Source organism: uncultured Castellaniella sp., from assembly GCF_937988725.1.
Classification (GTDB): Bacteria; Pseudomonadota; Gammaproteobacteria; order Burkholderiales; family Burkholderiaceae_B; genus Castellaniella.
This window is the reverse complement of the sequence record NZ_CALKHS010000003.1, coordinates 85,541-107,189: the sequence shown is the minus strand read 5'-3', so window position 1 is coordinate 107,189 and position 21,649 is coordinate 85,541. Positions and strand designations below refer to the sequence as shown.

23 protein-coding genes and 1 other RNA gene are annotated in these 21,649 nt (G+C 67.1%); 7 read left to right on the top strand and 17 right to left on the bottom strand.

The window, feature by feature from the left end:
* Window positions 1-34: 34 nt before the first annotated feature.
* The 8 genes from gsiB to metK all read right to left on the bottom strand — a co-directional run bounded on the left by gsiB (window position 35) and on the right by metK (window position 10,220).
* Window positions 35-1,582, bottom strand: a complete 1,548-nt coding sequence (gene gsiB / locus Q0263_RS01925) for a glutathione ABC transporter substrate-binding protein GsiB (protein ID WP_298012830.1) — start codon at window positions 1,580-1,582, stop codon at window positions 35-37.
* A gap of 11 nt (window positions 1,583-1,593) precedes the next feature.
* The gene (locus Q0263_RS01920) at window positions 1,594-3,522 is read right to left on the bottom strand and encodes a dipeptide ABC transporter ATP-binding protein (protein WP_298012829.1); all 1,929 of its coding nucleotides are present in this window, start codon (window positions 3,520-3,522) and stop codon (window positions 1,594-1,596) included.
* A gap of 10 nt (window positions 3,523-3,532) precedes the next feature.
* The gene (locus Q0263_RS01915) at window positions 3,533-4,486 is read right to left on the bottom strand and encodes an isoaspartyl peptidase/L-asparaginase family protein (RefSeq protein WP_298012827.1); all 954 of its coding nucleotides are present in this window, start codon (window positions 4,484-4,486) and stop codon (window positions 3,533-3,535) included.
* On the bottom strand, window positions 4,479-5,351 hold the full coding sequence (locus Q0263_RS01910; RefSeq protein WP_298012825.1) for a MurR/RpiR family transcriptional regulator: 873 nt from the start codon (window positions 5,349-5,351) through the stop codon (window positions 4,479-4,481). The genes Q0263_RS01915 and Q0263_RS01910 overlap by 8 nt, the downstream gene beginning before the upstream one ends.
* A gap of 357 nt (window positions 5,352-5,708) precedes the next feature.
* On the bottom strand, window positions 5,709-6,608 hold the full coding sequence (locus Q0263_RS01905) for a transporter substrate-binding domain-containing protein (RefSeq protein WP_298012824.1): 900 nt from the start codon (window positions 6,606-6,608) through the stop codon (window positions 5,709-5,711).
* A gap of 50 nt (window positions 6,609-6,658) precedes the next feature.
* On the bottom strand, window positions 6,659-7,315 hold the full coding sequence (locus Q0263_RS01900; RefSeq protein WP_298012822.1) for a GntR family transcriptional regulator: 657 nt from the start codon (window positions 7,313-7,315) through the stop codon (window positions 6,659-6,661).
* Window positions 7,316-7,397: 82 nt separating this feature from the next.
* On the bottom strand, window positions 7,398-8,768 hold the full coding sequence (locus Q0263_RS01895) for an FAD-dependent oxidoreductase (RefSeq protein ID WP_298012820.1): 1,371 nt from the start codon (window positions 8,766-8,768) through the stop codon (window positions 7,398-7,400).
* Window positions 8,769-9,056: 288 nt separating this feature from the next.
* Window positions 9,057-10,220, bottom strand: a complete 1,164-nt coding sequence (gene metK, locus Q0263_RS01890; protein ID WP_298012819.1) for a methionine adenosyltransferase — start codon at window positions 10,218-10,220, stop codon at window positions 9,057-9,059.
* Window positions 10,221-10,447: 227 nt separating this feature from the next.
* On the opposite strand from metK, the gene Q0263_RS01885 reads away from it, so the two are divergent.
* The 5 genes from Q0263_RS01885 to xerC all read left to right on the top strand — a co-directional run bounded on the left by Q0263_RS01885 (window position 10,448) and on the right by xerC (window position 14,994).
* On the top strand, window positions 10,448-11,341 hold the full coding sequence (locus tag Q0263_RS01885; protein WP_298013368.1) for a lysophospholipid acyltransferase family protein: 894 nt from the start codon (window positions 10,448-10,450) through the stop codon (window positions 11,339-11,341).
* A gap of 83 nt (window positions 11,342-11,424) precedes the next feature.
* On the top strand, window positions 11,425-12,315 hold the full coding sequence (locus Q0263_RS01880) for a lysophospholipid acyltransferase family protein (RefSeq protein ID WP_298012817.1): 891 nt from the start codon (window positions 11,425-11,427) through the stop codon (window positions 12,313-12,315).
* A 123-nt stretch (window positions 12,316-12,438) separates the two neighbouring features.
* Window positions 12,439-13,311, top strand: a complete 873-nt coding sequence (gene dapF, locus Q0263_RS01875) for a diaminopimelate epimerase (protein WP_298012815.1) — start codon at window positions 12,439-12,441, stop codon at window positions 13,309-13,311.
* A gap of 11 nt (window positions 13,312-13,322) precedes the next feature.
* Window positions 13,323-14,003, top strand: coding sequence for a DUF484 family protein (locus tag Q0263_RS01870; protein ID WP_298012814.1), 681 nt, complete (start codon window positions 13,323-13,325; stop codon window positions 14,001-14,003).
* Between the two features lie 16 nt (window positions 14,004-14,019).
* Complete coding sequence (gene xerC, locus Q0263_RS01865; RefSeq protein ID WP_298012812.1) at window positions 14,020-14,994, top strand: tyrosine recombinase XerC; 975 nt, start codon at window positions 14,020-14,022, stop codon at window positions 14,992-14,994.
* Between the two features lie 21 nt (window positions 14,995-15,015).
* Here the strand turns inward: xerC and Q0263_RS01860 are convergent, their stop codons facing one another.
* Genes Q0263_RS01860 through Q0263_RS01845 form a run of 4 tightly spaced genes read right to left on the bottom strand, consistent with a single transcriptional unit; the run spans window position 15,016 to window position 17,834 of the window.
* Window positions 15,016-16,029 (bottom strand): zinc ABC transporter substrate-binding protein, encoded by a 1,014-nt coding sequence (locus Q0263_RS01860; RefSeq protein ID WP_298012810.1) that lies wholly within the window; start codon window positions 16,027-16,029, stop codon window positions 15,016-15,018.
* Window positions 16,022-16,927: a metal ABC transporter permease gene (locus Q0263_RS01855; RefSeq protein ID WP_298013366.1), complete on the bottom strand. Its 906-nt coding sequence runs from the start codon at window positions 16,925-16,927 to the stop codon at window positions 16,022-16,024. Before Q0263_RS01855 ends, Q0263_RS01860 begins: the two co-directional genes overlap by 8 nt.
* Window positions 16,927-17,700, bottom strand: coding sequence for an ABC transporter ATP-binding protein (locus tag Q0263_RS01850; protein ID WP_298012809.1), 774 nt, complete (start codon window positions 17,698-17,700; stop codon window positions 16,927-16,929). The genes Q0263_RS01855 and Q0263_RS01850 overlap by 1 nt, the downstream gene beginning before the upstream one ends.
* Complete coding sequence (locus Q0263_RS01845; RefSeq protein ID WP_298012807.1) at window positions 17,691-17,834, bottom strand: hypothetical protein; 144 nt, start codon at window positions 17,832-17,834, stop codon at window positions 17,691-17,693. The genes Q0263_RS01850 and Q0263_RS01845 overlap by 10 nt, the downstream gene beginning before the upstream one ends.
* Window positions 17,835-17,879: 45 nt before the next feature.
* Between Q0263_RS01845 and Q0263_RS01840 the strand changes: the two genes are divergently transcribed.
* A complete protein-coding gene (locus tag Q0263_RS01840; protein WP_298012805.1) occupies window positions 17,880-18,347 on the top strand; it encodes a Fur family transcriptional regulator in 468 nt (155 codons plus the stop codon).
* A gap of 72 nt (window positions 18,348-18,419) precedes the next feature.
* Here the strand turns inward: Q0263_RS01840 and msrA are convergent, their stop codons facing one another.
* Together msrA and Q0263_RS01830 are read right to left on the bottom strand one after the other, a co-directional pair.
* Complete coding sequence (gene msrA, locus Q0263_RS01835; RefSeq protein ID WP_298012803.1) at window positions 18,420-18,944, bottom strand: peptide-methionine (S)-S-oxide reductase MsrA; 525 nt, start codon at window positions 18,942-18,944, stop codon at window positions 18,420-18,422.
* Window positions 18,945-19,004: 60 nt separating this feature from the next.
* The gene (locus Q0263_RS01830) at window positions 19,005-19,373 is read right to left on the bottom strand and encodes a c-type cytochrome (protein ID WP_298012802.1); all 369 of its coding nucleotides are present in this window, start codon (window positions 19,371-19,373) and stop codon (window positions 19,005-19,007) included.
* Between the two features lie 70 nt (window positions 19,374-19,443).
* Between Q0263_RS01830 and lgt the strand changes: the two genes are divergently transcribed.
* A complete protein-coding gene (gene lgt / locus Q0263_RS01825; protein ID WP_298012800.1) occupies window positions 19,444-20,238 on the top strand; it encodes a prolipoprotein diacylglyceryl transferase in 795 nt (264 codons plus the stop codon).
* Here the strand turns inward: lgt and Q0263_RS01820 are convergent.
* The 3 genes from Q0263_RS01820 to Q0263_RS01810 form a co-directional block, all read right to left on the bottom strand.
* Window positions 20,177-20,935 carry an SIMPL domain-containing protein gene (locus Q0263_RS01820; protein ID WP_298012798.1) on the bottom strand — a complete coding sequence of 253 codons (759 nt, stop codon included), beginning with the start codon at window positions 20,933-20,935 and terminating at the stop codon, window positions 20,177-20,179. The two genes, lgt and Q0263_RS01820, sit on opposite strands and share 62 nt — an antisense overlap.
* A gap of 190 nt (window positions 20,936-21,125) precedes the next feature.
* Window positions 21,126-21,307, bottom strand: a non-coding RNA gene (gene ssrS / locus Q0263_RS01815) — 6S RNA.
* 38 nt (window positions 21,308-21,345) lie between these two features.
* Window positions 21,346-21,648 carry a cell division protein ZapA gene (locus tag Q0263_RS01810; RefSeq protein ID WP_298012796.1) on the bottom strand — a complete coding sequence of 101 codons (303 nt, stop codon included), beginning with the start codon at window positions 21,646-21,648 and terminating at the stop codon, window positions 21,346-21,348.
* Window position 21,649 lies beyond the last annotated feature (1 nt).

Here is a 21,649-nt window from a genome sequence, read left to right as displayed (position 1 = left end):
CGCCGATGAGCAAGGGGCCGAAGCCCCCGCCCGATCAATGCTTCAGGGCAACGTCCCGATACTGGAAGGACCCGTCGGGCATCACGTAGAAGCCTTCAAGCGACTTGCTCTGAGCCGACAACAGCCGCCGGTTGACCAGGAACATCCAGGGGGCCTGTTCCCAGATCCGTTCTTGCGCCTGGTTGTAGAGGCGGGTCTTCGCGGCCGGGTCCGTGGTCAGCAAGGCATCGCTGATGGACTTGTCCACCTGGGCGTCGGCATAGTAGGAGACGTTGTTGAACACAGGCGGCCAGGCCGTGCTGGCAAAGAGCGGCCGCAGAGCCCAGTCCGCTTCGCCCGTGGAGGCCGACCAGGTCGCGTAGTACATGCGCACCGGCGCCGTCTTCGCGTCCTTGACCGACTGCACCCGCTGGACGCGCTGGCCGGACTCCAGCAGCTCGATGGAAGCCTTCACGCCGACCTGCCTCAGCTGCTGCTGCAGGAACTGCACGACCTTGGCAGCGGTGCCGTCGTTGTAAGCGGACCAGAGCGACGTGGTGAAGCCGTCGGGGTAGCCCGCTTCCTTCAGCAACTCGCGCGCTTTCTTGGGATCGTAGGGCCAGGGGGCCATCTTTTCGGCATACTGCACGCCCTGGGGAATCACGCCGGCGGAAGGCACGGCGTAGCCGGCGAATGCGACCTTGGCCAACGCTTCCTTGTTGATCGCGTAGTTCAGGGCCTGGCGCACACGCACGTCATCGAACGGCTTGTGCTGCACGTTCAGGGCGACATAGTCGGCGACGATGGAGGGGGCGGCCACAATGCTCAGCTTGTCGTCCTTCTCCAGCAGCTTGGCCTGTTCATAGGGCAGCGGATAGGTGAACTGGGCTTCGCCGGTCTGAACCATGGCTCCCCGGGAGCTATTGTCCGTCACCGTGCGGAACGTCAGGGTGTCGATCTTGGGATAGCCTTTCTGCCAGTAGCCCGCGAACTTCTTCACCTTCAGATGCGTGGAGGGCTTCCATTCGACGAACTCGAAGGGGCCGGTGCCGGTCGGATGGAAGGTGATGTCCTTGCCCCACTTTTTCAGGGCCGTGGGCGAAATCATCATGGCCGAGGGGTGCGTCAGCGCGTTGATGAAGGCCGAGAACGGCTCCTTGAGCGTGATCCTCACGGTGGAAGGGTCGACCGCTTCAACCTTTTCGATCCGGTTGAACTGGTTGTAGCGCGCCAGGCCGTTGGCCTTGTCCAGCACGCGCTCGAGATTGACCTTGACCGCCTCGGCATTGAAGTCCGTGCCGTCATGGAACTTGACCCCCTGGCGCAGGGTGAAGGTATAGACCTTGCCGTCATCGCTGACCGTGTGGCCGGTGGCCAGCAGCGGCTGGATGTTCAAATCCTTGTCGAAGGCGAACAGGCCCTCGTAGTAGCTCTTGCCCACCGCCTGAGCCAGGGTGGAATTGGTATTGTACGGATCCAGCGAATCCAGCGAGATCGGCACGGCGACCGTGACATCGTCGCTCGCCATGGCGGGCATCCCCGCCAGCAGACCGACCCCCAGGCTCAGCGCGGCCACAGTCCGCTTGAGATTGAAATGCTGCATGAGTGCTCTCCTCAATAGGCCGCATCAGGCTGATGCGGCGCGACAAAATGACCAGCGGCCACCTCGACCAGCGGCTGCGTCACAGGTTCGTCTCCGACCCGGCGGCGGGGACTGGGAATTTCGCCGGACAGCAATCGCCGGTCCCGCTGCCGCTTCGCGGGATCGGCGATCGGCACCGCCGCCATCAGTTTGCGGGTATAGGGGTGGCGCGGGTCCTCGAATACGGCGCGGCGCGGGCCCATCTCGACGATCTGCCCCAGGTACATCACGGCCACCCGGTGACTGACGCGCTCGACCACCGCCATGTCGTGCGAAATGAACAGGAAGGCAAGTCCCATTTCCCGCTGCAGATCGATCATCAGATTCACGATCTGGGCCTGGATGGAAACGTCCAGCGCCGACACGGATTCGTCCGCGATGATGACCTTGGGGCGCAAGGCCAGCGCCCGCGCGATGCAAATGCGCTGGCGCTGGCCGCCGGAAAACTCGTGGGGATAGCGCTGCGCTGCCTGGCGCGGCAGGCCGACCTTGTCCAGCAGCGCCAGCATGGCGGCCTCGGCTTCCCGGGGACTCGCCAAGCGATGAATCAGCAGCGGCTCCATGATGGAATAGCCCACGGTCAAACGCGGGTCGAGCGATGCGAAAGGGTCCTGGAATATGAACTGGATGCTGCGACGCAAGGATTGCAGTTCCGCCCCTTTCAGAGCGCCGATGCTGCGTCCGTCGAACTCGATCTCGCCGGCCTGGCTGTCCACCAGGCGCAGCAAGGAACGGCCTGTGGTGGACTTTCCGCACCCCGATTCACCCACCAATGCCAGGGTTTCGCCGGCGTAGAGGTCGAAGCTGACTTTCTCCACCGCATGGATGCGATGCGTGACCCGGCCCAGCAATCCCGAGCGGATGTCAAAGCGCGTTACCAGATCGCGCACTCGCAGGATGGGCGAACCTGCCTGCTGATCAGGCCGTACATCCTCCGGCGACACGTCCGGGACGGTAACCGGCTGCCCGCCCTGCCGCTCGTCCGCGGTCGGCATGGCCGCGGCTGCGTCCACCAGCGGGAAATGGCGGGGATGATCGGTTCCCTGCATAGAACCCAGGCGCGGCACCGCCGCCAATAACGCGCGGGTATAGGCCTGCTGAGGGTGATCGAAGATCTGCTGCGCCGGCCCGGCCTCGACCCGATCCCCGCGCAGCATGACCAGCACACGGTCCGCCACTTCCGCGACCACGCCCATATCGTGGGTGATGAAAATCACCCCCATGTGCATGTCATTCTGCAGCTCACGGATCAACTGCAGGATCTGCGCCTGGATGGTGACGTCCAGGGCCGTGGTCGGCTCATCGGCGATCAGCAGCACCGGCCGGCAAGCCAAGGCCATGGCGATCATCACCCGCTGGCGCATGCCTCCCGAAAGCTGATGGGGGAAACGATCCAGAACGGCGGCGGCATCCGGAATGCGCACCTGGTCCAGCAGGCGCCGGGCTTCCGCCAGCGCCTGCCTGCGCCCCATGTTCTGGTGCAGGATCAGGCTTTCGGCGATCTGGTTGCCCACGGTGAAGATGGGGTTGAGCGACGTCATGGGCTCCTGGAAGATCATCGCCATGTCCGAGCCCCGCACCCCGCGCAACTGCGCGGATCCGGCGGTCGCCAGGTCCAGAACCTGGCCGCTGCGCCGGCGCAACAGCATTTCCCCCTGCAAAATGCGTCCGCCGCCATGCCGCAGCAGGCGCATCAGCGCCAACGACGTCACGGACTTGCCCGATCCCGACTCCCCCACGACCGCCAGGGTCTCGCCCCGATCCACGTGGAAAGACAGATTGCGCACCGCGTCCACGACCCGATCGGCGCTGCGGAACTGAACGCTCAGGTCCGTGACGCGCAGCACGCGCCCCTCTTCCAGGGGCGAAGGCGCAAAGGTGGTGTCTGCCGTTCGCATCATGCCCGCCCGGTCATCGGTAGATCGCCACTTCGGGCTTGCCGCCCGAACGCAGACAGCCGCGATACATCCCTTCCGTATTGAAGGGCATCACGACATGGCCTTGCGCGTCGACGGCGATCAGCCCCCCCGCACCGTCCACCAGCGGCAGCTTGTCATGCACCACGCGACGGGCGGCCTCGGCCAACGGCAAGCCGCCGTACTCCATCAGCGCGGAAATATCGTAGGCCGCCACCGCGCGGATGAAAGCTTCGCCCTTGCCGGTGGAAGACACGGCGCAAGTCGCATTATTGGCATAACAGCCGGCCCCCACGATGGGGCTGTCACCCACCCGGCCCGGCCACTTATTGGTCATGCCGCCGGTCGAAGTGGCCGCTGCCAGATCGCCCCGGGCGTCCAGCGCCACGGCGCCCACGGTCCCCATCTTGCGGGTTTCGTCCAGCGGCGCAACGCGGGCCGCGTCGTGGTCCAGCACGATGAACTCGGCGCCCGCGCTTTGGGCCTCGCGCAGTTGCTCCAGGCGATGCGGGGTGGAGAAAAACGCGGGATCCACGCACTCCAGGCCCTGTTCGCGCGCAAACGCTTCAGCGCCTTCGCCGACGAAGAACACATGAGGGCTATGTTCCATCACGGCCCGGGCGGCCAGCACCGGATTGCGCACGGTGCGCACATTGGCCACCGCGCCACAGGCGCGCGAGCGGCCGTCCATGATGGCGGCGTCCAGCTCGTGACCGGCATCCCGCGTGAAAACGGCGCCATGGCCTGCGTTGAACAAGGGGCACTCTTCCAACAGGCGCACGGCCTCCGTGACGGCGTCCAGCGCGGAGCCGCCCTGGGCCAGCACCTGGCCGCCCCCCTGGAGAACCTCGCACAAAGCCTCTTCGTAGGCCCGCTGCATATCCGGCGTGATCCGCGACCGGGAAATGGCGCCGGCGCCTCCGTGGATGGCGATGACGGGTTCAATCATGACGTGGTTTTCCATAAATCAGCCAGGGCATGACCGATTCGGCCAGCTGGGCGGCTGCGACGAGCGAATGTTGGGACTGGTGGGCGACCGCGGCGGACAAGGCCTCGATCAGGCCCAGCACGGCGGTCTCGGAGTTCGACAGCAGCTGCCGCTGAGTAGCGGCATACAGGCAGATGTCGGCCAGGGGCACCAGGGGCGAAGAGGGTTTATCCGTCAGCGCCAGAACCGTAACGCCCGCATTGCGCGCCGCCTGAGCCAGGGTGACGGTATCGGCCAGGTAGCGGGGAAAGGCAATGCAGATCACGAGGTCGCTGGGCTGCAGGCGCGACAACTGGCGCGCCGCATGCGAGACGCCCCCGGGTCCGGCCAGGGATTCGACCATCCGGCAATGCTGACTCAGGCCCCGCTGCAGCAAGCCCGCCAGAAAGCCGCTGGAACCGAAGCCGATGATGAATATCCGTTCCGCCCGCAATATGGCCTGCACCGCTTGCTCGCACTGTTCCGGGCTCAGCGCCATGCGCGTGTGCTCCGCGTTGCGTTCGTCCTCGTACAGGGAAGCCGCGAAGATGTCGGCTGCGCTGGCCGACTTCCCGCGCTCCAGGCGCAGGCGTTCGACGGGCGCCAGGGCCTCCTCGAAGCCACGGGCCAGTTCCGCGCGAAACTGCGCGTACCCAGGCAGCCCCAAGGCCCGCGCGAAACGGTTGGCGGTCGCCACGGATACCCCGCACTGCTGAGCGAACTCGTCGATGGACATCGTGGCCACCTTGAAAGGGTGGGCCAGCGCATGATCGGCCATCCGGCGATGCGACTCGCTCAAAGCGGACATGGCATCCTGGATGCGGCTGGCAATCGTCTGTTCGGCCATGTCGGACTCCACGATGAAAGATAGATGCAGGGACCCCGCGAAACGCCCGGCTCGGACTCGGCAGGCGCTTGTGATTCCCGGCTGATGACTTGATATTAAATTTACATTAAATTTTGTTTGATGAAAAAAAATTTTCATCAGGATTAACCCCGATGCCAGTTCCGAAGGACGAAAGGACAAGCCTGGCTGCGCCAGTTCCTGATCGGCGCTACGCGAAAGGCTTCGCCGCGGCCCGCCCAGAAACAGCAAGCCCCCGACCCGCAAAGGTCAGGGGCTTGTCCGCAGACTGATCGCGTTGCGTCATCGACGGCCCCGGGCTGGCGGCCGGCGACGGCTCATGGAAGCCAAAGCGTCCGGTCAGACTCCCTTGTCATTCGGATGGGCGATCGCGTCCTTCAAAGGCTGCGTCATGGGGAAGTTCAGATTCAGGCCCTTGGGCGGAATCGGCTGCGTGAACCACTTGTCGTACAGGGACTGGAATTCGCCCGAGCGCATCAGGCCGACGAGCGTCTTGTCGACCAGAGTCTTGAACTGCGGATCGTCCTTGCGCAGGATCAGGCCGTAGGGCTCCACGCGCAGGGCATCGTCCAGCAGGCGCCATTTCCCGGGATCCTGGCTGTTGGCCACCATGCTGGCCAGCAGGATGTCGTCCATCACGAAGGCATCGGCTCGCCCCGTCGTCAGGGCCAGGAACGACCCAGCATGGTCGGAACTGAGCACCCGGACCGTTTTGAAATCGTGCTTCTGTTCATAGGCGTTCAACAAGGCGATCGATGTGGACGCCGCCGTCAGCGCGACGTTTTTCCCCGCAAGGTCCTTGAAGGACTTGATGGGGCCGTCCTTGCGGACGACCGCGCGGATGCTGGACACGAAGATCGTGTCGCTGAACGCCACGACCTTCTGCCGTTCCAGCGTGTTGGTGGCGGGCCCGCACACCAGATCGATGGTCCCGTTCTGGATGAGGGGGATCTGATTGCTCAGCTGGATCGGGACGAGCTTGATGCGCAGGTCCGGCAGCTTGAGCTTCGCCTGGGCGGCATCGGCCACCTTCTTGCAAAGATCCATCGCGAACCCGACCGGCTTGGGCCGGTCGTCCAGATAGGAAAACGGGACCGACACATCCCGATAGCCCAGGCTGATCTCGCCGCTTTGCTTGATCTTCGCAAGCGTCCCGTCCAGAGCCTGTCCCTGGGCGGGGACGGCGGAAAACGTCAGTGCGGCGCCCGAAGCCAGCAGGGCAGCAAACAATCTCTTCATGGTCTGTCTCCTTGGTGGGTCGGGCGGCAAGCCCGATAATCCGTCGAATGCTAAAAAGGCCGGTCGCGCGATGCTTCCTGCCGCTTGCGGCGCAATACCGTGCGGGTCTTCTCGATGTGCGCCTCCAGGAGGCGCACCGCCCGCTTCGCGTCCTGCGCCGCGCACGCCTGCAAGATCCGGTGATGGTCGGCTTGCGGACCGGAGCGGCCGACCGTCACGGAAATATAGGTGCGCAGGAACTGATGATTGACCAGCACGGCGTCCTCGATCATCTTCAGGAGCCGGTTCCTGCCGCAGGGCCGATAGAGCGTCATGTGGAAGCTCATGTTCAGATCGCGCCATTCTTCGGGGTTCTCGCTGCCGTCGTACCGGGCGAGCACCGCTTCCGCCTGGGCGATGACCTCCGGCGTCATGTTCGGGATGGCCAGCTTCAAGGCGCGCGATTCGAGCGCGATCCGGATGTCCAGCATTTCCTCCAGTTCGTCGAGGCTGCGCGAGGACACGAAGGCGCCGCGATGCAGTTCCGACGCCACCAGGCCCTCGGCCTCGAGCTGGCGCAGGGCTTCCCGCACGGGCACGCGGCTGACGCCGTACTGGTCGGCCAGGGCTTCCTGGCGGATCTGCAGGCCCGGAGGCAGGACGCCGTTCAGGATGTCATGGCGCAAGGCCCTGACGATTTTGAGGGATACCGGTTCAGCATCAGACATGGCCGATCGCACTCCTGTGGCAAGAACGAATCGCGGCGCCGTCCGGGCGGGGATGCGCGCCGCGCGACTAGCGGTGAAATCCTTAAAGGCTGCCCTTGCCCATCCGGGCCAGTTCGGCCATCAAGGCCGCATCCGCATGGCGGCTCAGGCTGAGCGACGAAGCGAAATCCGGCAGCGGCCGGCCCGTCACCCACCGGGCGCACAAGGCCCCCGCCGCGCAGGCCCCCATGGAGCCATACCCCGACAAGGCCCCGGCGACAAAGGCGCCCTGCCCGTCAAGCGGACCGATCAGTGGCCAGTTTTCCTCGGTCATGGTGTAGTACCCGCCGTAATGGCGGGCGCCGCGCGGCAGGCGCCCGATATACGCGGCCAGGCCCGGATGCAGGCGGCTGGCGCCTCGCAGGACCGTATCGGGGAACTGGGGATCGATGGGATCTTCCTGGTGCGGGTCCGTCGCCGTCTGGTTGTACGCCCATCCGAGCTTGATCCATTTCCCGTCGGGCGCGCCGTCCGGACGGCAATGGATGCCGCCCCGCATCGGTTCGGTCAGGTGGCGGGTGTCGGGGTCTTCGGCCAGCAGGGCCCGGTCTTCGTCTTCCCAGAACAGGACCTGGTCGTCCAGATCGATGGTGAACGGCAGATCGCGCGGAATCGCCGCCTCGCGGTCCTCGAAGGCGATCTTCTGCTGGAAGACGGACTTCACCGGCAGATCGCATCCCAGCATCTGCCCGACATCCTTGAGGTACGGGCCCGCGGCATTGACCACGCGGTCCGCCATGAGGGTGCCGCGCCCCGCCCCGCCGTTCAGATCCAGGCCGTATCGCGCGCCACGCGTCACGCCCCGCACCTCGGCGCGGATCAGTTGCCCGCCCCGGGCCCGGATCTGTTCGAGCATGTACTGGCCCATCTGCTGGGCGCTGATGGATCCGGCGCGGCGGATGTGGATGACGGTGGCGATGTCCTGCGCGCAGGTGGGAAACGTCTTGCGGATGGTCGCGGCATCCAGCAGCACATCGACGCCGTTCGGGGCGTCTTCCCAGGGCGTCCGCCGAGGCGGGTCGTAGCGCGACGACACATGGTCATGGATGCGGATGGGCGCATGCGATTGCGCATAGCCCTGGTACAGGCTGTCGATCAGGTCCTGCGGCTTGCGCCGCCGGGTGACCAGCGCGTACCCGCCGCGGGTCATGTTCAGCCGCCCGCCGCTTTGCCGATCGATGCCTTCCATCAGCGAAATCGAGTGATCGGTGAAGGCGGTCATCACGGGATGCGGCCACCAGTTCCGGTAATTTTCCCCGGACTGGGCCGAAGTCAGGCTCATGGGGTCAAGCGGGTCGATCAGCGCCACGCTGCGCACCCCTTCCTCGACCGCCAGGTAATAGGCGACGGCGATGCCCACGCTGCCCGCGCCGATCACCGCCACATCCACGGATTGAATTGAGTTTTCTGACACACGCCCCCCGGAACCAGACAGGACAAGCAGTCCTGGAATTCATTACTTCATATCCAATATCGTATCCAATTTTGGCGGCAAAAATGGATTAGGGACAACCCTGACCCCAGAACCAAGATCCTGGTTTCAAACGGATTTACGGGAAAACGAGACGCGCCGTCAGCGAACGCGTCGCATCGGGGCAAGGAGAAATTTCAAGGAGCCAGACCGGGGCCCGCCATGGATCGGGGCCCGGAATGAACAGGGCGCGACCCATCCGCGATAGCGTCGCGCCCCGCGTCCGGGTGATCAGGCGGCCGCCTTCAGCACCTGCACCTTGTCGGTGGCTTCCCAGCTGAATTCCGGCTCGCTGCGGCCGAAATGGCCGTAGGCGGCGGACTTGGAGTAGATGGGACGCAGCAGGTCCAGCATGTTGATGATGCCCTTGGGGCGCAGATCGAAGTGTTCGCGCACCAGGCGGGCGATCTGCTCGTCGGGGATCACGCCCGTGCCCTCGGTGTAGACCGTGATGTTGATCGGTTCGGCCACGCCGATGGCATAGCTGACCTGCACCTGGCACTGGCGGGCCAGGCCGGCGGCGACGACGTTCTTCGCCACGTAGCGGGCGGCGTAGGCGGCCGAGCGGTCGACCTTCGACGGGTCCTTGCCCGAGAAGGCGCCGCCGCCGTGCGGGCAGGCCCCGCCGTAGGTGTCGACGATGATCTTGCGCCCGGTCAGGCCGCAATCGCCCTGCGGGCCGCCGATGACGAATTTGCCCGTCGGGTTGATCAGGAACCGGGTCTTGTCCGTCAGCAGGCCTTCCGCGAAGACCGGGCGGATTATGTGTTCAATGGCCGCGTCGCGGATTTCCGCCTGGGAGATGTCCGGATGATGCTGCGTGGACAGCACCACAGTATCGACCTCGGCGGGCTTGCCGTCCAGGTAGCGGAAGGTGACCTGGGACTTGGCGTCCGGGCGCAGCCAGGGCAGGCGGCCGTCCTTGCGCAGTTCGGCCTGGCGCTGCACGATGCGGTGCGCGTACCAGATGGGCGCCGGCATCAGGTCGGGTGTCTCGTCGCAGGCATAGCCGAACATCAGCCCCTGGTCGCCCGCCCCCTGGTTCAGGATTTCTTCCGGCGTGCGGTCCACGCCCTGGGCGATGTCCGGGGACTGCTTGTCGTAGGCGACCAGCACCGCGCAGCCCTTGTAGTCGATGCCGTAGTCGGTATTGTCGTAGCCGATGCGGCGGATCGTGTCGCGGGCCACCTGGATGTAATCCACGTTGGCGCGGGACGTGATTTCGCCGGCCAGCACGACCAGGCCGGTATTGCAGAGGGTTTCGGCGGCGACCCGGGAATTCGGGTCCTGTTCGAGCAAGGCGTCGAGAATCGCGTCGGAAATCTGGTCGGCGACCTTGTCGGGATGGCCTTCGGAAACGGATTCCGAGGTAAAGAGAAAATCGTTGTTTGCCACAGCGATACGTCCTGTATGTACGCCGGAGACCGGCGCGAGGTTGAACGAAACGCGTTGCACCTCTGGATATATCGGGGCGCGACGCTTTAGCGGTTTAGACCATGCCGTCGCCGGCACGGGGATCGCTCCGCAAGTTGTCGGGTTAACTCAGCGATCAAGGGGATTTTAAGCGAAAATACCCCATGCCTGCTGAAAACGCCTCGCCCGACAGGGACATCCTGCCTCTCATGCTGCTGTCCCTCGTCCGCCTGCTCGCCCGATTGCCCCTGTCCTGGCTCCAGTCCCTGGGCCGGCTGATCGGCCTGCTCGTGTACTGCTTTCCGGGGCGCTATCGGCGCCGCCTGCAGGCCAACGCCCGCCGGGCCGGCTACGACACGCCCGCGTTCCTGCGCCGGGCGGCGGCCGAATCGGGGGCCATGATCCTGGAGATGCCCAAGGTCTGGTGGCGCACGTCCCAGTGCCTGGCCTTGACTCGCAGCGACCAGGAATCCGTCGTGCATGACGCGCTGGCCGAAGGCCGCGGCGTGCTTTACCTGACCCCGCATCTGGGCTGCTTCGAGATCACCGCCCGCCACCTGACGCAGCACGGCCCGCTGACCGTGATGTTCCGCCCGTCGCGCAGCGCGCTGCTGGACCCCATCGTGGAATCCGCCCGCGACATGCACAATCTGCGAGCCGTGCCCGCCAACCGCAACGGCGTGCGCGAATTCGTCCGGGCGCTCAAGCGCGGCGAGGCCGTGGGCATGCTGCCCGACCAGGTCCCCCGCGAGGGCGACGGCCTGTGGCTGCCGTTTTTCGGCGAATACGCCCTGACCATGACGCTGGCGGCCCGCCTGGCCCTGCAGACGGGGGTCGCGGTCATCCTGACGGCCGGCGAACGCCTGCCCGGCGGACGCGGCTGGCGCATCCACTACCTGCGCCTGCCGGAACCCCTGCCGCAGACGCCGGAAGCCCTGGCCCTGGCGATCAACCAGGCCATGGAAACCGTGATCCGGCGCTTCCCGGAACAATATCTGTGGAGCTACAACCGCTACAAGTGGCCGGATGACGCGCCGCCGCACCCCGGCGACCCGGCCATTCCGCAGCCCGATCCCCTGAACGATCCGCCGCGTGATGCCTGACGCATCCCGCCGGGCGGCCCTGCGGGCGGCAAGCAGGCGCCGCCTGCCCGCGCCGGCCCTGATCCTCCTACAATGCCCGGATCATGGCTTTCGATAAAAAACCCCTGCTGCGGGCGGTGTTCTCGTATTTCGGCCGCTGTCCGACCGCCACCCGGCTGCGCTGGGGACGCATTCTGGGCTGGCTGACGCCCCGGCTGCTGAAGTCCCGCGCCCACATCGTGCGCGTCAACCTGGCGCGCTGCTTCCCGGAACTGAGCGACGCGCAGCGCGAAGCGCTGGCCCGCCGTCATTTCCGGCTGCTGGCCCAGTCTTTCATCGACCGCGGCCTGTGCTGGTTCGGCACGCCGGAGCGGATCCTGTCCACCGTCGAACTGCAAGGCGAACAGCACTTGCAGGCCCTGCTGGGCCAGGGCCGGCGCATCCTGATGTTCGCCCCGCACTTCATCGCGCTGGACGCGGCCGCCACCCGCCTGACCCTGTTCCTGAAGGAATCCGCCACGCTCTACACCCGCCAGAGCGATGCCGACGTCGACGAGATCGTGCGCCTGGGGCGCGGGCGCTTCAACCAGGTCCACCTGGTCAGCCGCCACGACGGCGTGCGCGGCCTGATCCGGCATCTGCGCAAAGGCATCCCCGTCTATTACCTGCCGGACATGGACTTCGGCCGCCAGGGCAGCGCCTTCGTGCCGTTTTTCGGCGTGCCGGCCGCCACGCTGCTGTCGGCGGCCCAGATCGCCGCCGCCTGGGACGCGGCGGTGGTGCCCGTCATCAGCCGTCTCGACCCCGACACCGGCCGCTACCAGGTCATCGTCGGCCCGCCGGTGGACGATTTCCCGGGGGACGACACTCCCGAAGCCGCCACGGCCCGCCTGAACCGCCTGATCGAAAACGAAGTCCGCCCCGATCCGGCGCAATACTACTGGGTGCACCGGCGCTTCAAGACGCGGCCCGAAGGCGAGGCCGGCTTTTACTGACCCGCGTCCCGCCCGGCCATGCCGTGCCCCTGATCGGGCGCGCAGCGGCCGGACGGGGCGCGAGGGCGCCGCCGGACCCGAATGGCGCTTGCGCCCTCCGTTTTTTGCAGGATAATCTGTCGGATGATCTGGAATTTCACCAAAATGCAGGGCGCCGGCAACGACTTCGTCGTGCTCGACGGTGTGCGCCAATCCATCGACCTGACCCCGGAACGCGCCCGCGCTCTGGCGGACCGGCATTTCGGCATCGGCGCCGACCAGGTTCTGCTGGTCGAAGACCCGCTGGACCCCAGCGCCGACTTCCGTTACCGCATCTTCAATGCCGACGGCGGCGAAGTCGAACACTGCGGCAACGGCGCCCGCTGCTTCGTGCGCTTCGTGCACGATCAGGGCCTGTCGCGGCGCAATCCGCTGCGGGCGGAAATCGCCACGGGGTTGCTCGTGCTGCGCGAAGCGGACGACGGTTCGGTTTCCGTGGACATGGGCCAGACGGCGTTCACGCCCGACCGGCTGGCCTTCGACGCCACTGGGCTGGAGACCCGCTCCGTCTTCGCCGACACCCTGTACGGTCTGGACCTGCAGGACGAAGCCAGCCCGCTCTGGTGTTCCCTGGTGGCGATCTCCAACCCCCACGCCGTCACCCTGGTGGACGATGCCGACACGTTCCCGGTCGACCGCATCGGCCCGGCCATCGAAGGCCATCGCCGCTTCGCCCGCCGGGTGAACGCCGGCTTCATGCAGGTGCTGGACCGTCACCACATCCGCTTGCGCGTCTACGAGCGCGGGGCCGGCGAAACCCTGGCATGCGGCACCGGCGCCTGCGCCGCCGCCGTGGCGGGCATCCGCCGCGGCCTGCTGGACAGCCCCGTGCGGGTAGACACCCGCGGCGGCGTCCTGCATATCGACTGGAACGGCAAGGCCCTGCACATGCGCGGCCCGGCCACCACGGTTTTTCACGGCCAGGTCGATATCGACGCCCTGGTCGCCTCTCGCTGATGGAACCCCACATGACACAGGAAGCCCCAAGCCCCCAGGACATCGCCGACTACCTGAGCCAGAACCCCCGGTTCTTCGAAGAACACGCAGACGTCTTTGCCTCGCTCAGCGTGCCCCACCCGCATCAGGCCCGCACCATTTCCCTGGGCGAGCGCCAGATCCTGACGCTGCGCGCCCGGGTCAAGGAACACGAACAGCGCCTGATGCAGCTGCTGCAGAACGCCGGCGGCAACGAACGCATCAACCAGGCGCTGATGCAATGGTGCGCCCGCATGCTGGCGGAACCGGACGCGCTGCAGATCCCCGCCCACATCATCCGCAGCCTGGGCGACCAGTTCGACCTGGACGCCATCGCCCTGCGCGTCTGGGACCTGCCGGCCCTGGCCGACAGCGAATTCGCCCAGGACGTGACGCCCGACATCCGCCGCGACGCCGCCGACATGAACCAGCCCTACTGCGGCCCGGTCAAGGGCCAGGCCGCCGCCGGCTGGCTGGCCAACGAGCCCGCGTCGCTGGCCATCGTGCCCCTGCGCGCGCTCAACGGCGCGGACCCCATCGGGCTGCTGGTGCTGGGATCCGCGGACGCCCAGCGCTTCACCGCCGACATGGGCACCGCCTTTCTGTCGCTGATCGCATCCCTGGCCGGCGCCGCGCTGGGACGCCTGATCGATCCCGCGCCCCAGGCGGCCTGAGCCGCCGGGCAGCGCCATGTCCGCCGACGACACCCGGCACATCGAGTCCTGGCTGACCGAGCTGGGCGCCGGGCAGCGGTATTCGCCGCACACGGTCGCCGCCTACCGGCGCGACCTGCAGGCCCTGCAGGCCTGCTTTCCGGACAACGCCCTGGACACCCTGGAAGAGATCCACATCCGCCAGGCGCTGGGGCGCCTGCACGCCCAGGGACATCAGCCGCGCAGCCTGGCGCGCACGCTATCGGCCTGGCGGGCCTATTTCGCCTGGCGGGCGCCGCAGGCCGGCCTGCGGCGCAACCCGGCCCAGGGCGTGCGGGCGCCCCGCATCCCCCACAGCCTGCCCAAGGCCCTGTCGGTGGATCAGGCCCAGGCGTTGCTGGATCGCACGCACCTGCCGCCGGCGGAAACCCCGCTCGAAAAACGCGACATGGCGATGTTCGAGGTCCTGTATTCCAGCGGGCTGCGGCTGTCGGAACTGGTCGGCCTGGACTGGCAGCCGATGCGCGAACCCGGCTATGCCTCGCACAGCTGGATCCAGCTGGCCGAACGCGAAGCCATCGTCCAGGGCAAAGGCCGCAAGACGCGAGCCGTGCCCCTGGGCCAGCATGCCATCGACGCCCTGCAGGCCTGGCTGTCCGCGCGTGGCCCGCTGCTGCCCCCGGATCCGGATGCAGACACCCGGGCGGCGCTGTTTCTCGGCGCCCGGGGCCGGCGCATCAGCCCGCGCGTCGTGCAACTGCAGCTCCAGGCGCTGGCGCAGCGCGTCGGCCTGCCGCTGCACGTCCACCCGCACAGCCTGCGGCACAGCTTCGCCAGCCACCTGCTGCAGTCCGCCCAGGACCTGCGCGCGGTGCAGGAACTGCTGGGGCACGCGAACATCGCCACGACCCAGATCTACACCCGGCTGGATTTTCAGCACCTGGCCGCCAGCTACGACCAGGCGCATCCCCGGGCCCGGCGCAGGACGCGGGACGACAAGACGCCCCGATAACCCGGACGGCCGCGTCAAGCCCTATTGCGCCGGCGCGGCGTCCCCCTGCCAGGCCGCCAGCAGCTGCTTCGTGTTCCAGCGGAACATTCCCAGATACGTCGACGCGTCCTGGCCGGGCTGCTCCAGGGTGTCGGCGTAGAGCGCCCCGCCCAGGGTGACGCCGGCTTCGGCGGCCACCTGGCGCAAGGCCTGGGAACCGCTGCCATGTTCCAGGAAGACGGCGCTGACGTGCTGCGCGCGGACCTGCTTCAGCAGATCCGCCATGGCGCGGGCGGACGGCTCGGCCTCGCTGGAGAGGCCCACCAGCGACAGAATGCGGATGCCATACGCTGCTCCGAAATAGCCGAAGGCATCGTGCGAGGTCGCCAGGACCCGGCGCTCTTCCGGCACGGCGGCCAGTTGCTGGCGCCACTGGGCATCGGCCTTGCGCAACTGCCGGATGTAGGCGTCGGCCCGGGCGAAATAGGCCGATTCATGGGCCGGATCGGCCCGCGCCAGCCCCTGGGCGATGTTCTGCACGTACTGCACGCCGTTGCCCAGATCCTGCCAGGCATGGGGGTCGACCGAGCCGGCCTCGTGCCCATGGCCGTGTCCGGCATCCGCCTCATCGTGCGGATGCTCCTCGTGCCCTTCCTCGTCCCGGGCGGCCTCCGCTTCGCTCAGGTGGCGCGGCGCCACCCCCTGGGACGCGACGACGGTCCGCCCCTTGAAGCCGGAGGCCTCCAGCAGACGCGGCATCCACGATTCGAAGCCCAGGCCGTTGACCACCAGCACCTGGGCGGCGCCCAGGGCACGGGCGTCCTTGGGGCTGGGCTCGAAGGTATGTGCGTCGCGCCCCGGCCCCACCAGGACATCCAACCGGATATCGTCGCCGCCGACTTCGCGCGTCATGTCGGCCAGAATCGAAAACGACGCCACCACCCGCAGGCGGGCCTCGGGCGCCTGCGGGGCCGGCGCTTCCTGCGCCCGGGCCGCGGCCCCCAGGGCCAGGCACAGCGCCAGGCCTGCGCCCAGATGCCGCCAGAGTTCACGCATGATCATTCTCCATGGATTGCAACAAGCGGGCGCGTCCCGCCCGGATCTGCCGGGCGGTCTGCAGCAGGCCGCCGTAGGGCCCGACGGCCACCGACACGAAATGCGCCGCGCCCGCGGCCAGGATGATGGCGGGCGACGCCGCCACATCCGCGTAATACGACACGAGCAGGCCCGCATAGGACGCCAGGGCCCCCAGGATGGCGGCCAGCACCATCTGGCCGCCGACCGACCGCACCCAGAACCGGGCTGCCGTGGCGGGCAGCATCATGATGCCGACCACCATCAGCGTGCCCAGCACCTGAAAGCCCGCGACCAGGTTCAGCACCAGCAGCAGCAGGAAGCCCATGTGGGCCCAGGCGCCGATCCGGCCTTCGGTGCGCAGGAACAGAGGGTCCAGGCATTCCGTGACCAGCACCCGGAACATGCCCGCCAGCGCCAGCAGGGTGATGCTGCTGACCAGCGTCACCAGCAGCAGCGCGGCGGCGCTCAGGCCCAGCACGGTGCCGAACAGCACGTGGATCAGGTCCAGATTGGTGCCCTTCAGGGACACCAGCAGCACCCCGAGCCCCAGGGACACCAGATAGAAGGCGGCGAAGCTGGCGTCCTCGCGCAAAGGCGTCAGGCGCGACACCAGCCCGGCCAGCACAGCGACGATCACGCCCGTGACCAGGCCGCCCACCGTCATGGCGGTCATCGACAGGCCGGCGGTCAGAAATCCCACCGCGACCCCCGGCAGGATGGCATGCGCCATGGCGTCGCCCATCAGGCTCAGGCGCCGCAGCACCAGGAACACACCCAGGGGACCGGCCGCGAAAGCCAGCGCCCAGGACCCGGCCAGGGCGCGGCGCATGAAACCGAAATCGATGAAGGGCTGCACCAGCAGATCCCACAGATGCATCATGACAGCCCCCCGGCGCACAAGTGCCGCGCCAGATGCAGATTGGCGGTGTTGAGCACGCGGTCGCTGGGCCCCCAATCCACCACCTGGCCGGCCAGCAGCAGCGATTCAGGGAAATGGTGGCGCACCATGTCCAGGTCATGCAGCACCGCGATCACGGTGCGGCCTTCCTCGTGCCACTGATGCAGCAGGATCAGCAGATCCTCGGTCGTGGCCCGGTCCACGGCGGCAAAGGGCTCGTCCAGCAGGATCACCCGGGCATCGCGCAGCATCAGCCGGGCGAACAGGGCCCGGCGCAGTTGCCCGCCCGACAGCGTATTCACCGGCTGATGGCCGAAACCGGACAGCCCCACCGCGTGCAGCGCCGATTCCACGGCATCCCGGCCCCCGCCATCCAGCCCTTTCCAGGCCCCCACGCGATGCCAGGCGCCCAGCGCCACCAGATCGAAGGTGCTGATGGGAAAGTCCAGATCCAGCTCCGCCGTCTGCGGCAGGCAGGCCAGGCTGCGCCCCAGCTCGGGTTCGATGCGGATGTGCCCCCGGATCGGGCTGAGCCGCCCGGTCAGCGCCTTGATCAGGGTCGATTTGCCCGCGCCGTTGGGCCCGACCAGCGCCGTCAGCGTCCCCTGGGGAAAGGCGCCGCAGGCGTCCCGCACGGCGACGCGGTCGCGCCAGCCCAGCCAGACCTGCTGCAGTTCGATGGCCGGCGCGGACGATTCCCCACCCGCCGCCCCGCCATGCACGGAGCAGGCCTCCGCATGATCTACCACCATTGCAGCGCCCACCCGGTCAGGGCCCAGAGCAGCAGCACGGCCCAGGCCACGCGCCGCATGCGGCACGCGGCCGACAGCAACAGGGAAGACCCCCGGTAATGATCGGATCGGGAAGACGGCAGGAATCGCGGCATGGCTGAAGGGACTCGGAAGATTCGTTATGTTATAACATAACTATCATGACGACTCCGGCCCATTCTCATCCGCCCACCTCCATCGCTCAGCGGCTGCGCACGGCGGAACAGCTCTGCGCCCAGCGCGGCTCGCGGCTGACGCCCTTGCGCCGCCTGGTGCTGGAAACCCTGCTGCGGCATTCCGGCAGCCTGAAGGCCTACGAACTGCTGGATGCGCTGCGCACCGCCCAGCCCGGCGCCGCCCCGCCCACGGTGTACCGCGCCCTGGACTTCCTGACGGAACAGGGCCTGATCCACCGGCTGGACGCCATCAACGCCTGGACCGCCTGCACCGACGCCGGCGGCAAGCCGCACGACCTGCTGATCGTCTGCACCCGCTGCGGCAGCGTCGCCGAACTCAGCGACCCGGCGCTCAGCCGGCGGCTGGCCGACTGCGTAGCCCAGGCGGGCTTCGTGCTGGACGGCCATGAAACGGAACTGCGCGCCGTCTGCACCCGCTGCCAGCGGGAATGAGCCCGGATGCAGCGCGGTCCTCCGGACCGCGGTGCATCCGACGAACCCGAACCGCCTGCAAGCGGCGCGCCCTCAACCCGCCAGCAGGTGGGCGTAGCGCTGGCGGAACTTCGCCATTTTCGGAGCGATCACGAACTGGCAGTAACCCTGTTCCGGATGACGCTCGAAATATTCCCGATGCAGGGATTCGGCGGGCCAGAACGTGCCCGCCGGCTCGATCCGGGTGCAGATCGGCGTATCGAAAAAGGCCTGGGCGTCGTCGCGCGCGGCCTCGGCGGCGATGCGCTGCGCCTCGTCCCGATGGAAGATGACCGAGGCGTACTGGGGGCCGACGTCATGTCCCTGGCGATCCGGCGTGGTCGGATCGTGCGTGCCGAAAAAGACTTCCAGAATGGTGCGGTAGCTGACGCGATCCGGGTCGAAATCCACTCGCACGGCTTCGACGTGGCCGGTATCCTTGCGACAGACCTGTTCATACGTGGGGTGATCGACGTGCCCGCCGCAGTACCCCGGCTGCACGTCCAGCACGCCCGCCAGCGCCCGAAAGACCGGTTCCAGGCACCAGAAGCACCCGCCGCCAAGAATCGCCTGTTCCATGTTGTTCCCCCGATCGTCCGTTGATCATTCGCCTTCAGGATACCCCAGGCCGCCCGATCTTCAGGGCTGCCCGGCATCCGACAGGGACAGGATCCACTGCGCCAGGCGCAGGGCGTCGGCATCGGACAGCCGCGTCTGGGCCGGCATGGGGATCGCCCCCCATTGGCCGCTGCTGCCCCGGCGCATGGCCTGCGCCAGATACTGCGCCGCCTGCGGCTGTCCCTGGAAACGCTGCGCGATGGCGCGGAAGGGAGGCCCCACCCGGCGGGCATCCACCTGGTGGCAACCCAGGCACTGGCGCTGGCTGGCCAGGGCCTGGCCTGCGGCGAGGCTGCCCCCGTCCGCCATCGCCGGACCGACCGCCAGCGCGAGCAGGCCCGACAGCGCGCCCAGGCGGGCCATCCGGATCATTGTGTGACGATATTGCATGGCGTGGCTGTCACCCCCATCAGACTGATCACGGTATTATCCTTGATTGTCTTTCCTGCGGGCGTCTCACATGCACTACCCTCAAATCGACCCCATCGCGCTGCAGCTGGGGCCCATCGCCATCCACTGGTACGGCCTGATGTACCTGGCCGGCTTCGCCCTGGCCTGGCTGCTGGGCCGCTGGCGCATCCAGCACCATCCCAACGGACTCACGCTGCGGGATCTGGAAGACATCATCTTCTACGGCGTGCTGGGCGTCGTGCTGGGCGGGCGCCTGGGCTACGTGCTGTTCTACAAGTTCGACGATTACCTGGCCCACCCGCTGTCGATCTTCGAAGTCTGGCAGGGCGGCATGTCGTTTCACGGCGGCCTGCTGGGCGTGATCCTGGCGATGCTGATCTTCGCCCGCAAGCGCGGCCAGCCCCTGCTGGCCATCGGCGACTTCATCGCCCCGCTGATCCCCCTGGGGCTGGCGGCCGGACGGCTGGGCAATTTCATCAACGGCGAACTCTGGGGCCGCCCCACGGACCTGCCCTGGGGCATGATCTTCCCGGGCGCCCACGACGAAACCCCGCGTCATCCCTCGCAGCTGTACGAAATGGGGCTGGAAGGGCTCGCGCTCTTCGCGCTGGTCTGGTGGTTCGCCCGCAAGCCCCGCCCCATGGGGCAGGTCAGCGCGGTATTCCTGATGGGCTACGGCGTCGCCCGATTCCTGGTGGAATTCACCCGGGAGCCGGACGACTTCCTGGGTCTGCTGGTGGGCGGCCTGTCCATGGGACAGATCCTGTCCATTCCCATGGTGCTCATCGGCCTGTGGCTGTTCGCTCGGGCAGCAAAACGATCGTCCCCTGAACGGACACGCTGAGCGTCTGGCGCCCGCCCTCGATGGGTGCGGCGACCTTGTCCGCCGTCATGGCGCTCATCATCATGCGCGGCATGGGCGCCGCCGGCACGTCGCCCGCCCCGCCCAGATCCACGTTGTACAGCCGATAGGCGCCGAATCCCAGGGCCTGCGTCAGGTCCTGGGCGCGGTCCTGGAACGCCTTGACGGCCTGGCGCATCAGCTTCTGCTCCTCGGCCGCCTGGCGTTCCCGGGACACCGAAAACGACATCCCGGCGATCGGCATCCGATCGGCCAGCTGGGCCGCCAGTTTCGACGCCGCCGCGAAGTCCCGGGATTCCAGCAGGATCTCGGCATGCCCCCGCCATTCCGAAATGCGGCCGTCCCGATCCGTCATGGGCCAAATGCGATAGTTGCCGCTGCGGGCTTCGATCCCGTCGCTGCCCTTGGCCTGCTTCATCACGGCATCCAGCCGGCCGTTCAGCTGATCGGACACCTGGGTCTGCGACGTCCCGGACACCTCCGCCGCCAGAGTGACCACCACCGTATCCTGCTGCACTTCCGCACTGGCCTGGGCCGACAGCGTCGCCTGCGGGCGATCCTGTCGCGATTCCCGCGAGTCATGGTGGGATTCGGCGCGCGCCGATGGCGCCACGGCCAGTGCGACACCCAGCGCTAGGCCGGCCATCAGCGATTTGTGAAACAGGACAGAATGCGCCATGGAAAATCCCTGCAAGCACCGCCGAGCGCGGCTGGAAGACTGCAGGATACCTGCAAAGAGCAGGCAAACCAAGGCCCCCCCACGCTGCGCAGGCTGACGCCCGCTTGCTGCCCCCCAAGGGGGCGCGTTTGCCTTGGGGCGGCCCAGCGGCAAACAAAAGCCCGCCGTGTTACCACGGCGGACCATTTGTAAATGCCCCACCTGTGCCGTCTAGGCCGGCATCCCGGAACCGGAGGTTCACGGTGGTCGCCTTCAGCCAGGTTTCGGGCTATCCAGGTTAAGGTAGCGCTCCCATCTGTCAATCCGGCAACCTATGCCAATTAGCATTGGTTCAAGGAATGTATGGCCAGGTCTCGAACACGGCAGGGACTTAAACAGCCGGACGCCAGAGCGCGGCCGGGGAAAGTCGGTTAAACGGCATCCTCGGAGACCGAGTCGAGCATGCGGTTCATGGCCTCAATTTTACCTCTGAAATCGCCCAGGGCAATATGGCTGAGGGGACCATCCGGCGCGCGCAGGGTGAGAAGTTCGTTGGCGATCTGGATGGCGGCCATCACGGCGATACGTTCGTTGCTGACGATCTTGCCATTGCCCTTGATGGTCAGCATGCGCTGATCGACCTGGCGCACCGCCGCCAGCAAGGCGTCTTTTTCCTGGGGAGGGCACGCCAGCGAATAATCGCGCCCCAGGATGGATACATCGACTCGTTCCATG

Bases quoted from the DNA above. Each gene is read 5' to 3' on its own strand.
- gsiB (WP_298012830.1), bottom strand. From the start codon at position 1,582: ATGCAGCATTTCAATCTCAAGCGGACTGTGGCCGCGCTGAGCCTGGGG.
- Q0263_RS01920 (WP_298012829.1), bottom strand. From the start codon at position 3,522: ATGATGCGAACGGCAGACACCACCTTTGCGCCTTCGCCCCTGGAAGAG.
- Q0263_RS01915 (WP_298012827.1), bottom strand. From the start codon at position 4,486: ATGATTGAACCCGTCATCGCCATCCACGGAGGCGCCGGCGCCATTTCC.
- Q0263_RS01910 (WP_298012825.1), bottom strand. From the start codon at position 5,351: ATGGCCGAACAGACGATTGCCAGCCGCATCCAGGATGCCATGTCCGCT.
- Q0263_RS01905 (WP_298012824.1), bottom strand. From the start codon at position 6,608: ATGAAGAGATTGTTTGCTGCCCTGCTGGCTTCGGGCGCCGCACTGACG.
- Q0263_RS01900 (WP_298012822.1), bottom strand. From the start codon at position 7,315: ATGTCTGATGCTGAACCGGTATCCCTCAAAATCGTCAGGGCCTTGCGC.
- Q0263_RS01885 (WP_298013368.1), top strand. From the start codon at position 10,448: ATGCTGCTGTCCCTCGTCCGCCTGCTCGCCCGATTGCCCCTGTCCTGG.
- Q0263_RS01880 (WP_298012817.1), top strand. From the start codon at position 11,425: ATGGCTTTCGATAAAAAACCCCTGCTGCGGGCGGTGTTCTCGTATTTC.
- dapF (WP_298012815.1), top strand. From the start codon at position 12,439: ATGATCTGGAATTTCACCAAAATGCAGGGCGCCGGCAACGACTTCGTC.
- Q0263_RS01870 (WP_298012814.1), top strand. From the start codon at position 13,323: ATGACACAGGAAGCCCCAAGCCCCCAGGACATCGCCGACTACCTGAGC.
- xerC (WP_298012812.1), top strand. From the start codon at position 14,020: ATGTCCGCCGACGACACCCGGCACATCGAGTCCTGGCTGACCGAGCTG.
- Q0263_RS01860 (WP_298012810.1), bottom strand. From the start codon at position 16,029: ATGCGTGAACTCTGGCGGCATCTGGGCGCAGGCCTGGCGCTGTGCCTG.
- Q0263_RS01855 (WP_298013366.1), bottom strand. From the start codon at position 16,927: ATGCATCTGTGGGATCTGCTGGTGCAGCCCTTCATCGATTTCGGTTTC.
- Q0263_RS01850 (WP_298012809.1), bottom strand. From the start codon at position 17,700: ATGGTGGTAGATCATGCGGAGGCCTGCTCCGTGCATGGCGGGGCGGCG.
- Q0263_RS01845 (WP_298012807.1), bottom strand. From the start codon at position 17,834: ATGCCGCGATTCCTGCCGTCTTCCCGATCCGATCATTACCGGGGGTCT.
- Q0263_RS01840 (WP_298012805.1), top strand. From the start codon at position 17,880: ATGACGACTCCGGCCCATTCTCATCCGCCCACCTCCATCGCTCAGCGG.
- msrA (WP_298012803.1), bottom strand. From the start codon at position 18,944: ATGGAACAGGCGATTCTTGGCGGCGGGTGCTTCTGGTGCCTGGAACCG.
- Q0263_RS01830 (WP_298012802.1), bottom strand. From the start codon at position 19,373: ATGCAATATCGTCACACAATGATCCGGATGGCCCGCCTGGGCGCGCTG.
- lgt (WP_298012800.1), top strand. From the start codon at position 19,444: ATGCACTACCCTCAAATCGACCCCATCGCGCTGCAGCTGGGGCCCATC.
- Q0263_RS01820 (WP_298012798.1), bottom strand. From the start codon at position 20,935: ATGGCGCATTCTGTCCTGTTTCACAAATCGCTGATGGCCGGCCTAGCG.
- Q0263_RS01810 (WP_298012796.1), bottom strand. From the start codon at position 21,648: ATGGAACGAGTCGATGTATCCATCCTGGGGCGCGATTATTCGCTGGCG.